Origin of the sequence: Coprococcus intestinalis (genome assembly GCF_023656595.1) — a bacterium.
In the GTDB taxonomy this organism is placed as follows: domain Bacteria; phylum Bacillota; class Clostridia; order Lachnospirales; family Lachnospiraceae; genus Coprococcus_A; species Coprococcus_A intestinihominis.
Genome location: NZ_JAMOKJ010000004.1, coordinates 218,626 through 229,826, shown reverse-complemented (window position 1 = coordinate 229,826; position 11,201 = coordinate 218,626). Strand labels below are relative to the sequence as shown.

Genomic DNA, 11,201 nt, shown 5'->3' with positions numbered 1-11,201 from the left:
GTGATGAAGGGACTGTCCCTTTTTGAGAAGAGGAGACACCACATCATCAAGCTGTTTAAGTTCAGCCTCGGAGAGAGCGAAACCGGAACGGGATTCGCTTCTGACCTGTTCGTATTCCTTCTGAGCAAAGGCAGCTTTATAAAGCTGTTTTTCCAGAGAGCATTTGGAGCGTTGCGGACAGCCGTTGCAGACATAGGGAGGTTTGAAAAGTTTAGGGCAAACGTATTTTTCATAAGAATCACAAGAGGAAAAGCATCTGCCGCAGGTCCAACAGTATCTGTTATGAGAGGAGGTACAGTGCTGACAAATTTTATGAATGGAACATTGATGAAGGAAAGCCAGACGGCAGTCGTTGAAAGAACGGCCGTAAGTACCGGATTTTTCGAAACAGATATGGGACTTCACTTCTTTTGAGATAGTGGTACAGTCTTTGCCAAGGTGTCTGGCAATGGATTTAAAACTATGCTGCTGGTTAAGTAAGGTTTCAATGAGGATTCTGGCATCAAGGTTTAAATGTGTATGCTTATTCATAAGGGCCTCCTTAATGCTGGGAGGAAGAGCCATGTTTATATAAAGAATTATAAAGTAAAAATAGGAAGAATTAAATTCCACATTTGAAAGCAGGGTGATTTGCAGGATTAAATTCCACAGAGGGGTGGAATTTAACTTTGCAATTGAGTAAAAAAAATTTCTTTTTAAAAATTTTTAAAATTATTAAAAAAATTGTTGACAATTAAAACAATTTGATGTAATATAGTCTTTGTCAGGTCGGCCTGACACGGACAAAGAATGGAATCTTAGCTCAGCTGGGAGAGCATCTGCCTTACAAGCAGAGGGTCATAGGTTCGAGCCCTATAGGTTCCATTGCGGCGAGATAGCTCAGTTGGCTAGAGCATGCGGTTCATACCCGCAGTGTCGAGGGTTCGAATCCCCCTCTCGCTACTCGACTTTTTATCCTTTTAGGGATTGACATAATGCAGTTTTTAATGTATTATGTGAGATGTCGAATGATGAATTGAACAGAAGGGAATCTTAGCTCAGCTGGGAGAGCATCTGCCTTACAAGCAGAGGGTCATAGGTTCGAGCCCTATAGGTTCCATTACGGCGAGATAGCTCAGTTGGCTAGAGCATGCGGTTCATACCCGCAGTGTCGAGGGTTCGAATCCCCCTCTCGCTATCAAAGAAAAGCCTTGTAAATGTTGATTTTACTGGGCTTTTTGTTTTTTCTTTTTCAATTTAGAAAGGTGGCGCAGTATGCATACAGTAAGTGATAAAACAGAAGATGCCATTCTGGTTGTCAGTTTCGGAACCAGCTACAATGACAACCGCGAGAAGACAATTGGCGCCATTGAGACAGCGATTGCCGATGCTTTTCCAAAGTGGACGGTTCGAAGAGCTTTTACAAGCCGAATGATTATCCGGAAGCTAAGAGAAAGAGATGGCTATAGAGTAGATACGGTTGAGGAAGCGCTTACACATGCCAGGGAGGATGGTATCCGGCGGTTAGTCCTTCAGCCGACACATCTGATGGATGGCAATGAGTATATGCGCGTTGCAGAAACAGCCGCCGCATGGCGTTCTCAATTTGATCAGCTGGTACTCGGTGTACCGTTGCTTGGCAATGAAAATAATGACCGGGCCGTGATGCAGATCATTACTGCAGATACGCAGGCCTGTGATGACGGCGAAACAGCGATTTGTTTCATGGGGCATGGCAGTGATGCGGCAGCTAACGCCATTTACAGTGATTTTCAGCAGAGACTGCACAGAGCCGCTTACAGAAATTACTATATCGGCACGGTTGAAGCGGATCCTACATTGGAGCAGCTGTTGGCACTCGTCCGAACAGGCGGCAATTACAAAAGAGTCCTGCTTCAGCCGCTGATGGTCGTTGCCGGAGATCATGCCCATCATGATATGGCAGGTGAAGATGATGAATCATGGAAACGCACCTTTGAAAAAGCCGGCTATGAAGTGACATGTATTGTCAAAGGGCTGGGTGAATTAGAAGGTATCCGGAATATTTATGTCAGTCATGTGAAAAATTGCATCAAACAGATGTTATGAAAGGAAACTTGAAATTGATTTTTTCCTATGGTATGATTAAAGGCAGGAAAACGAAATGGAGGCTTTAATAATGACAAAAGTAGATGTTGTAAGAGCAGAAATGGTCAAGGCAATGAAAGCCGGAGATAAGGAACGCAAGAATGCATTATCGATGCTGTTAAGCGCATTGAAGAATGCCACCATCGATAAGAGAAGCGATCTGACTGAAGAAGAAGCTGATGTGATCGTCCGCAAGGAGATCAAACAGACACAGGAGACTTTAGATACGACACCCGCTGAGCGTACAGAGATTATTGAGGAATGCAAGTTCCGTATTGCAGTTTATGAGGAATTTGTACCGAAGATGATGGAAGCAGATGCGATAGAAGTTGTGATCAAAGAGACATTGGCTGAACTTGGCATTGATGCCCCGACAGTTAAGGATAAAGGCAAGATTATGAAGGTTCTGATGCCGAAGGTCAAAGGCAAGGCAGACGGCAAGCTTGTGAACCAGTTGTTATCCGGTATGTTTGTATAGATATAAGCAGAGTACACATGCGTGCACTCCTTGAAAATCCGCGGGTAAGTTCTTCTTACAGCGGGTTTTCTGCTATAAGGAGATTTTGCTGTTTGTTATGTACAACACAAGATGAGGCAGCAAGATGATAGAATTGAATGACACAGAGAATTGAATAATACAGAGAACAGAAAGGACAGATTATGAGAATAGGAATGGGATATGACGTACATCGTCTTGTACCTGATAGAGATTTAATCATCGGAGGTGTGAAGATACCCTATGAGAAAGGATTGCTTGGTCACTCAGATGCAGATGTCATGCTGCACGCTGTAATGGATGCACTGCTTGGCGCTGCTGCTCTTGGTGATATCGGCAAGCACTTTCCGGACACGGATCCTGCTTACAAAGGAATTTCCAGTGTCAAACTGTTGGAGCATGTGGGCAAACTGATTGAAGAGAAGGGTTATATTATCGGCAATATTGATGCGACAATTATCGCGCAGAAACCGAAGATGGCTCCGCACATTCCGCAGATGCGCCAAAATATTGCAAAGGCACTTAAGATTTCCGAAGATCAGATCAATGTGAAGGCAACGACAGAAGAAGGTCTTGGTTTTACCGGTGAGGGCGCCGGCATCTCATCTCAGGCTATCTGTCTGTTGGAAGAAATCGGCAATTTTGGTGGAAGAGATGTGATGTACGAGACTTCCTATGACCCATCAGCAGGCGGCTGTGCAGGCTGCGGCGGCTGCAAACAGTAGGTGTGTCATGAATTTTGAACATTTTATAAAAAAAGAAATGGAACCGCAGGATTATGATATTCTGCTTCCGTATTTTAAGATGCGTTACTCCCATACATGCGAGAACATCCTTGTCAGCAATTTTATGTGGAAAGACTATTATCATACCCATTATATCCGGGATGATCATGGACTGATCTGGCTGATGGAAGTCGATGGTCAACCGGTGACTATGGTGCCTGTATGTACCAAACAAGATCTGAAACATTATTTTGATGTGGCAGAGGCTTATTTTAATGAAGTTCTCCACAGCAAACTGACAGTATGTCTGGCCGACAAAGAGGCCGTTGAACTTCTTGATCTTGATCATGAGAAATATGACATTCTGACTGTCCGTGATTATTATGATTATGTTTATGACGCCGAGAAACTGAGAACATTCAGTGGCAAAGCGTATCACAAAAAGAAGAATCATCTCAACGCATTTAAAAAAGCCTATGAGGGCCGATATGAATACCGAAGTCTTTCCTGCGGATGCCATCATGATGAAATTATGGCTTTTCTCAGGAAATGGGAAACCCAGAGAGATCTTGAGGATCCTTTCCATCGCGATGAATATGAATTAAACGGAATAGATTATCTTTTATCCAATTGCGGTTATCTTGATTACAAAATGGGCGGTATTTATATTGATGGTGAGCTGCAGGCTTTCAGCCTGGGTGTCTATGGCAAAGTGGAGAAAATGGCCGTTATCCATGTGGAAAAGGCCAATCCGGATATCCGCGGTCTGTATCCGATGATCTGCCAGCAGTTTTTGTGCCATGAATTCCCAGATGCCGAACTTGTAAACCGTGAAGATGATATGGGGCTGGAAGGACTCCGTAAGTCCAAAATGTCTTACAATCCAATCTATCTGGAAGAGAAATATGAAATCAGACAAAAGTAATTTGACGGTCCGTTATGCCGATGGAAGGGATACGGATGCATTATATAAGCTGTGGAAAGAATGTTTCCATGATACAGATGCCTTTATGGCCTATTATTTTGACTACTATTTAAGAGATAACCGGATTCTTATATTGGAGCAGAAAAATCAGCTGAAATCTATGATCCATCTGAATCCGTACACATTATCTGTCTGCGGAAAAAAGGTCAACAGCCTATATGTTGTCGGCGTTGCCACTGATGCCGACTTCAGACATCGCGGTGCCATGACACGGCTTTTGCAGCGGACTTTTTCCGACTGCTATGCCGGTAGAATACCTCTGATCTATCTGATGCCTGCGAATGAGGCTATTTATACACCTTTTCAATTTGCATACATTTACAGTCAGTATGTGGAAAAGAAAACGCATACGCCTTTTTCATCCATCCACAATGTTGATATAGCAATTGTGAGGGATATTTCCGCACATCCTGTTTCTTCGGAAGCAGAAAGGCAGCAGCTGGCAGACTGGTCTAATTCGCTGCTTTCACGTCATTATGATGTTTTTACCCGGCGTGATGCCTATTATTTTGAAAGACTGCAGATGGAGAATCAGGCAGACGGCGGTGATTTACTGCTATTATCTGCCAATGGCAAACAGATCGGCTATGTCTCTTATGCCTGCGAAGAAATCATGGAAATTCGCGAAATTTATTGTGAACCCGAATGGCAGTCTGCTGTTGGTCAATGGGTGCTTCAGGCATTCCGGGACAAAGAAGGAGAACTTCTTCCCCTGGTTCAGGCACCTTTTATAGCCGATGCGGCGGATGTCCGCGGTATGAAACGTCCGATCATTATGGGACGCATCATTGATGCTGCAGAATGGATCAAATGTATGCCGATCCGGAATATTTCACTGGATATAGCTATCAGTATCATTGATAGATGGATTCCGGAGAATGAAAGCACATGGTATTGGCAGATAAGTCCAGAGGGCAATTCATTTGAACGTACGGAAGGGCCATGGGACATTTGCCTGGATATTGACACATTTCTGCAATGGCTTTCAGGATACATTCCTGCGGATGAACTCATCCGTCAGCACCGGATTTTGCTGCGCACGGATTGGCAGGAAAACGACGCCATGTATACATTGGAACAGATTCCTGTCCTGCATGGTCTGATGATCAATGAAATCGTGTAGACAGATGCCAATATCTGACATAAAGAGGTTGACAAACCTGCATTTTTTGCATAGACTAAACTTCAGATAAATGCAATTATTTATGGAGGAAATCATGAAAATATTCAATACATTAACGAGAAGAAAAGATGAATTTGTTCCCATTGAAGAAGGAAAGGTGCGCATGTATGTCTGCGGACCGACTGTATATAATTATATCCATATCGGCAATGCACGTCCGATGATCGTTTTCGACACTGTACGCCGTTATTTTGAATATAAGGGATACGATGTGAATTATGTTTCCAACTTTACAGATGTAGATGACAAGATTATCAAAAAGGCCAATGAAGAGGGCGTTGATGCCTCTGTTATTTCAGAACGCTTTATCAAGGAAGCTCAGAAAGACATGGCAGATATGAACGTAAAAGAGGCTACACATCATCCGAAGGCAACAGAAGAGATTGACGGTATGATCGATATGATCCAGACATTGATCAACAAAGGTCATGCCTATGCCGTGGATGGCACTGTCTATTTCAAAACCCGTTCCTTCAAGGATTACGGCAAGCTTTCCAAGAAGAACATTGATGATCTTGAAGCCGGCCACAGAGAAATCAAGGTTAACGGTGAAGAAGGCAAGGAAGATCCGCTGGATTTCGTTCTCTGGAAGCCGAAGAAAGAAGGCGAACCGTCCTGGCCTTCACCATGGGGAGACGGCCGTCCGGGCTGGCATATTGAATGCTCTGTCATGTCCAAGAAGTATCTTGGTGAACAGATTGATATCCATGCCGGCGGTGAAGATCTGATCTTCCCGCATCACGAGAATGAAATTGCCCAGAGCGAAGCCTGCAATGACAAGGAATTTGCACATTACTGGATGCATAACGGTTTCTTGAATATTAATAACGTGAAGATGTCCAAATCCTTGGGCAATTTCTTTACCGTTCGTGAAATCGCCGAAAAATATGATCTGCAGGTACTGCGTTTCTTCATGCTCAGTGCCCATTACAGAAGTCCTCTGAACTTCAGTGCTGAATTAATGGAGGCATCACGCAATGGTCTTGAACGTATCCTGACAGCCGTTGATCGTCTGCGTACATTGAATGTACAGGGAGAAGCATGCACTGAGGAAGAGAACGAACAGATGAAAGTATTTGATGCCCTTGTTGCAAAATACGAAGCTGCCATGGAAGACGATTTCAATACAGCAGATGCTATTTCTGCTATTTTTGAGATGGTTAAGGCAGCCAATATTCATGTAACAGAGACTTCTACAGCTGCTTTCAGAGATCAGATCCTGTCAGAAATTGTCAGACTGTGTGACGTACTTGGTATTAAGACTGAGAAGAAGGAAGAGCTGCTGGATGATGAGATCCAGGCATTGATCGACGAACGCCAGGCAGCAAGAAAGGCAAAGAATTTTGCACGTGCGGATGAAATTCGTGACGAGCTGCTTGCAAAGGGCATTATTCTGAAGGATACAAGAGAGGGTGTCAAATGGAGCAGAGCTTAGAATCCTTTAGTACATGGTTTCGCGAACTTTATCATTTGGACAAGCCGGATGTCAGGGAATATTCTGCCCTGACACTGGCCTATATCGGTGATGCAGTTTATGAGATCATTATCCGATCTTATATTGTGGGCAAAGGCAATGCGCCGGTAGAGCGCCTTCACAAGCGTTCCAGCCGTCTTGTAAAAGCAGAGACCCAGGCTAACCTTATCATGGCAATTGAGGATCAGCTGACAGAAGAGGAACATGCCGTCTACAAACGCGGACGCAATGCCAAGTCTTATACAATGGCCAAGAATGCCACTATGTCGGATTACAGAAAAGCAACAGGCTGTGAGGCTCTGGTTGGGTATTTGTACCTGACGGAGCGCTATGAAAGGCTGACGGAGCTGATTCATACCGGTCTTAAAGCACTTGCCCTGATAGATTAGATGTCTGCCAAATCATACAGATCAAATGAGACAGCAGATATCTCTGAACAAGAATATAATGCGAGGTAAATATGGGATATACAGAATTAAAAATAGAAGGCAGAAATCCGGTCATTGAAGCGTATCGTTCCGGCAAAACCATCGATAAGCTTTTTGTTCTGGACGGATGCCAGGATGGCCCTGTCAAAACGATTACACGTGAGGCCAGGAAACAGCATACCATTATCAGTTACGTATCCAAAGAACGTCTGGATCAGCTTTCTGAAACACATCATCATCAGGGAGTAATTGCCATTGCAGCGGCTTATGATTATGCATCCGTAGACGATATACTGGCCAAAGCCCGTGAAAAGGGTGAAGCACCTTTTATCTTTCTTCTGGATGGCATTGAAGATCCGCACAACCTGGGTGCTATCATCCGAACAGCGAATCTTGCCGGTGCCCACGGTGTCATCATTCCGAAGCACCGCGCCGTAGGTCTGACCGCCACCGTGGCCAGAACATCCGCAGGTGCTCTGAATTTTACACCGGTTGCCAAAGTGACGAATCTTGGAGCAGCCATGGATGAGCTCAAGAAAGAGGGTCTGTGGTTTGTCTGCGCAGATATGAAGGGTGAAGTGATGTATCGTCAGAATCTGACAGGCTCGATTGGTCTTGTCATCGGCAACGAAGGTGAAGGTGTCAGCCGTCTTGTTCGTGAGAAATGTGACTTCACAGCATCGATCCCGATGAAAGGTGATATCGATTCTCTGAATGCATCTGTTGCTGCAGGCGTACTGGCTTACGAAATTGTCAGACAGAGAATGGGCAAATAAAACCTGCCAATAGAATAAGACTTCGCACCTGATGACAAAAAGTGATGCCAAAAAGGTGCGAAGTACTTAAAAGTATTTCTTGACATGAGTCTACCTTATATGATATAGTAATCAACGGACAATTCATTTTGTTTGCTGATGTGGCTCAGAGGTAGAGCACTTCCTTGGTAAGGAAGGGGTCACGGGTTCAATTCCCGTCATCAGCTGGAAAGCGGTCTTCATAGGAAGGTCGCTTTTTTTAGTAATAAGAAATTCCGTTGGAATTCCCTATTACATAAAAAGGCACTGCGTGCCAGAAAGCGCACACTTTATTCTTTGACAAATCCAAAATCCTGCCCTATAGTATAAAAAACGAAACCATATATGTAAATAACAGAAAGGCACCTATTATGACATTGACACAACTCCATTATGTTATTACAATTGCAGAGACGAAATCTTTTAATAAAGCGGCTGAGAAGCTTTATGTTTCCCAGCCCTCCTTGACCAGCGCTATAAAAGAACTGGAAAAGGAACTGGGAATTTCTATTTTTTACCGCAACGGCCGGGGAGCAGTGCTGACCAATGATGGAACGGAATTTCTTCTATATGCCAAACAGATTTACGGACAGTATGAGAGTGTTCTTGAGAAATACGGCAAAGGCGGATCTTATAAGAAGAAGTTTGGTGTATCCACCCAGCATTATTCTTTTGCAGTCAAGGCCTTTGTGGATATGGCAAGAGAATTTGATATGTCCAAATACGAATTTGCCATCCGCGAAACCAGAACCGGTGAAGTCATCAGCGATGTCAATACCATGAAGAGTGAAATCGGTGTTTTATATCTATGTGATTTCAATCGTAAATCTATGACGAAGCTTTTGAAAAATGCCAATCTGGAATTTCATCATCTGATTGACTGTCAGGCTTATGTATATCTATGGAAAAACCATCCGCTTGCAAAAGAAGCATCCATCCGTTTTGAACAATTAGAAAAGTATCCTTGTCTATCTTTTGAACAGGGCGACAACAGCTCTTTTTACCTGGCAGAGGAAATTCTATCTACCAATGAATATCCACAAGTCATTAAGGCCAATGACAGAGCGACCATGCTGAATCTCATGATTGGCTTAAATGGCTATACCCTTTGCTCCGGCATCATCTGTGAAGAACTCAACGGCAGCGACTGTATTGCCGTACCATTCCATGCAGACGAACAAAATCCCAACAGCCTGATGGAAATTGGCTATGTAACCCGAAAGAATACCATACTCAGCCAGATGGGAGAGCGCTATATCCACTATATCAAACAATACCTGAAAATCGAATAGCAGCCGCGTCTGCATCCTCGGCCTGAATGTCCTATTCATAGCTGCCCGGTTATAAAGTCAGTTGCATGAGCTATAAGCTGAATTTATAACCGGGTATTTTTTTTGCATATTGGACAATTAATTCCTAGCATGTTAGTATAAATACAGAAATTTACAAAGGAGCTGCAAGACATGAAACAATTTGCAATCATGCTGAGCAGGAACCGAATGTGGGGCTAAGTTCAGCAAAAGACATTATCGAGTTAAAAAATAGAAATAACTAAGAAAACAAAAAACATACAAGTAGAAATTAAAAACGAATAAAATAAAATTTTTGATTAATCAGGAGGACATTACAATGGCAGATATTAAAGATTCAAAGAACTGGGGATTCGAGACAAAGCAGGTACATATCGGACAGGAACAGGCAGACCCTGTAACAGATGCAAGAGCTGTTCCAATTTATGCGTCCACATCATACGTATTCCATAACTCACAGCATGCGGCTGATCGTTTTGGCCTTCGCGATGCCGGCAATATTTACGGCAGACTGACAAACCCAACAGAAGATGTATTTGAACAGCGTATCGCAGCGCTTGAAGGCGGTGTTGCAGCATTAGCTGTTGCATCCGGCGCAGCAGCGATTGATTATACCATTCAGGCACTTGCAAAAAATGGTGAACATATCGTCGCATCTAAAACAATTTATGGCGGAACCTACAACCTTCTGGCTCATACACTTCCTTTGACTAACAACATCACGACAACATTTGTTGATCCGGAGGTTGAAGGTTCATTTGAAGCAGCAATCCAGGAAAATACAAAAGCAATTTATATAGAGACACTTGGTAATCCGAATTCAAATCTTGTAGATATTGAGGAACTGTCTAAAATTGCTCATAAACATCACATTCCACTGGTTGTTGATTCAACATTTGCAACACCTTATCTGATTCGTCCGATCGAATACGGTGCAGATATCGTTGTTCATTCAGCAACAAAATTTATCGGCGGCCATGGTACAGCTATCGGCGGTGTCATCGTTGACAGCGGCAACTTTGACTGGAAAGCATCCGGCAAATATCCATGGATTTCCGATCCGAACCCAAGCTACCACGGTGTTGCATTTACAGATGCAGCAGGCCCTGCAGCATTTGTTACTTATATCCGTGCAGTCATCCTGAGAGATACAGGCGCAACACTTTCACCGTTCCATGCATTCATTTTCCTTCAGGGACTTGAAACATTATCATTGAGAGTAGAACGCCATGTCAGCAACGCATTAAAGATTGTTGATTATCTTTCAAAGCATCCGCAGGTAGAAGCTGTTCATCATCCATCACTGCCAACAGAACCTAGCCATGAATTATATAAGAAATATCTTCCAAATGGCGGCGGTTCCATCTTCACATTCGAAATTAAAGGTGATGCCAAGACAGCACAGGATTTCATTGACCACCTGTCCATCTTCTCATTGCTTGCAAACGTTGCTGATGTAAAATCCTTGGTTATTCATCCTGCAACAACAACACACAGCCAGTGCACAGAAGAAGAACTGCTTGACCAGGGTATCAAACCAAACACAATCCGTCTTTCTATCGGTATTGAAAAAGTCGAGGATCTCATCTCTGCATTAGACGCTGCTTTTGAAGCTATAAAATAGTCGAATTAAACGCATTAACAGAATAAAATAAAAACAAAAAACTATAAAAGCTGTTGCTGAAGCCTTTGTCTGAAAA

Annotated in this window: 11 protein-coding genes, 5 tRNA genes and 1 pseudogene; 16 read left to right on the top strand and 1 reads right to left on the bottom strand. The window is 43.3% G+C overall.

Annotated elements, in window-relative coordinates; translation table 11 throughout:
- Positions 1–414, top strand: a 414-nt coding sequence (locus NBH03_RS05335) for a hypothetical protein (protein ID WP_250797900.1), incomplete at its 5' end; no start/stop codon positions are given.
- Between the two features lie 45 nt (positions 415–459).
- Here the strand turns inward: NBH03_RS05335 and NBH03_RS16195 are convergent.
- Positions 460–531, bottom strand: a pseudogene (locus NBH03_RS16195) (hypothetical protein); the annotation flags it as partial.
- A gap of 260 nt (positions 532–791) precedes the next feature.
- Here NBH03_RS16195 and NBH03_RS05330 point away from each other — a divergent pair.
- The 15 genes from NBH03_RS05330 to NBH03_RS05260 all read left to right on the top strand — a co-directional run bounded on the left by NBH03_RS05330 (position 792) and on the right by NBH03_RS05260 (position 11,125).
- Positions 792–864 (top strand) — tRNA-Val (locus NBH03_RS05330).
- A 4-nt stretch (positions 865–868) separates the two neighbouring features.
- Positions 869–942, top strand: a tRNA-Met gene (locus NBH03_RS05325).
- A gap of 84 nt (positions 943–1,026) precedes the next feature.
- Positions 1,027–1,099 (top strand) — tRNA-Val (locus NBH03_RS05320).
- Between the two features lie 4 nt (positions 1,100–1,103).
- Positions 1,104–1,177, top strand: a tRNA-Met gene (locus NBH03_RS05315).
- Between the two features lie 77 nt (positions 1,178–1,254).
- Positions 1,255–2,067, top strand: coding sequence for a sirohydrochlorin cobaltochelatase (locus tag NBH03_RS05310; protein WP_250797897.1), 813 nt, complete (start codon positions 1,255–1,257; stop codon positions 2,065–2,067).
- A 70-nt stretch (positions 2,068–2,137) separates the two neighbouring features.
- On the top strand, positions 2,138–2,584 hold the full coding sequence (locus NBH03_RS05305) for a GatB/YqeY domain-containing protein (protein ID WP_250797889.1): 447 nt from the start codon (positions 2,138–2,140) through the stop codon (positions 2,582–2,584).
- 182 nt (positions 2,585–2,766) lie between these two features.
- Positions 2,767–3,327: a 2-C-methyl-D-erythritol 2,4-cyclodiphosphate synthase gene (ispF, locus tag NBH03_RS05300; protein ID WP_215689248.1), complete on the top strand. Its 561-nt coding sequence runs from the start codon at positions 2,767–2,769 to the stop codon at positions 3,325–3,327.
- Positions 3,278–4,252 carry a DUF2156 domain-containing protein gene (locus tag NBH03_RS05295; RefSeq protein ID WP_250797887.1) on the top strand — a complete coding sequence of 325 codons (975 nt, stop codon included), beginning with the start codon at positions 3,278–3,280 and terminating at the stop codon, positions 4,250–4,252. The genes ispF and NBH03_RS05295 overlap by 50 nt, the downstream gene beginning before the upstream one ends.
- Entirely contained in the window at positions 4,233–5,435 is a 1,203-nt protein-coding gene (locus NBH03_RS05290) for a GNAT family N-acetyltransferase (protein ID WP_250797885.1), read from the top strand. The genes NBH03_RS05295 and NBH03_RS05290 overlap by 20 nt, the downstream gene beginning before the upstream one ends.
- Before the next feature lie 94 nt (positions 5,436–5,529).
- Entirely contained in the window at positions 5,530–6,930 is a 1,401-nt protein-coding gene (gene cysS / locus NBH03_RS05285) for a cysteine--tRNA ligase (protein WP_250797883.1), read from the top strand.
- Complete coding sequence (locus tag NBH03_RS05280; RefSeq protein ID WP_015514331.1) at positions 6,915–7,358, top strand: Mini-ribonuclease 3; 444 nt, start codon at positions 6,915–6,917, stop codon at positions 7,356–7,358. The genes cysS and NBH03_RS05280 overlap by 16 nt, the downstream gene beginning before the upstream one ends.
- 71 nt (positions 7,359–7,429) lie before the next feature.
- Positions 7,430–8,173: a 23S rRNA (guanosine(2251)-2'-O)-methyltransferase RlmB gene (rlmB, locus tag NBH03_RS05275; protein WP_250797877.1), complete on the top strand. Its 744-nt coding sequence runs from the start codon at positions 7,430–7,432 to the stop codon at positions 8,171–8,173.
- Positions 8,174–8,307: 134 nt separating this feature from the next.
- A tRNA-Thr gene (locus NBH03_RS05270) sits at positions 8,308–8,379 on the top strand.
- 183 nt (positions 8,380–8,562) lie between these two features.
- Positions 8,563–9,483 carry a LysR family transcriptional regulator gene (locus NBH03_RS05265; protein WP_117539078.1) on the top strand — a complete coding sequence of 307 codons (921 nt, stop codon included), beginning with the start codon at positions 8,563–8,565 and terminating at the stop codon, positions 9,481–9,483.
- A 337-nt stretch (positions 9,484–9,820) separates the two neighbouring features.
- Entirely contained in the window at positions 9,821–11,125 is a 1,305-nt protein-coding gene (locus NBH03_RS05260) for an O-acetylhomoserine aminocarboxypropyltransferase/cysteine synthase family protein (RefSeq protein ID WP_250797873.1), read from the top strand.
- Positions 11,126–11,201: the final 76 nt, after the last annotated feature.

Bases quoted from the DNA above. Each gene is read 5' to 3' on its own strand.
- NBH03_RS05280 (WP_015514331.1), top strand. From the start codon at position 6,915: ATGGAGCAGAGCTTAGAATCCTTTAGTACATGGTTTCGCGAACTTTAT.
- NBH03_RS05310 (WP_250797897.1), top strand. From the start codon at position 1,255: ATGCATACAGTAAGTGATAAAACAGAAGATGCCATTCTGGTTGTCAGT.
- NBH03_RS05265 (WP_117539078.1), top strand. From the start codon at position 8,563: ATGACATTGACACAACTCCATTATGTTATTACAATTGCAGAGACGAAA.
- NBH03_RS05305 (WP_250797889.1), top strand. From the start codon at position 2,138: ATGACAAAAGTAGATGTTGTAAGAGCAGAAATGGTCAAGGCAATGAAA.
- cysS (WP_250797883.1), top strand. From the start codon at position 5,530: ATGAAAATATTCAATACATTAACGAGAAGAAAAGATGAATTTGTTCCC.
- NBH03_RS05295 (WP_250797887.1), top strand. From the start codon at position 3,278: ATGACCCATCAGCAGGCGGCTGTGCAGGCTGCGGCGGCTGCAAACAGT.
- NBH03_RS05260 (WP_250797873.1), top strand. From the start codon at position 9,821: ATGGCAGATATTAAAGATTCAAAGAACTGGGGATTCGAGACAAAGCAG.
- NBH03_RS05290 (WP_250797885.1), top strand. From the start codon at position 4,233: ATGAAATCAGACAAAAGTAATTTGACGGTCCGTTATGCCGATGGAAGG.
- ispF (WP_215689248.1), top strand. From the start codon at position 2,767: ATGAGAATAGGAATGGGATATGACGTACATCGTCTTGTACCTGATAGA.
- rlmB (WP_250797877.1), top strand. From the start codon at position 7,430: ATGGGATATACAGAATTAAAAATAGAAGGCAGAAATCCGGTCATTGAA.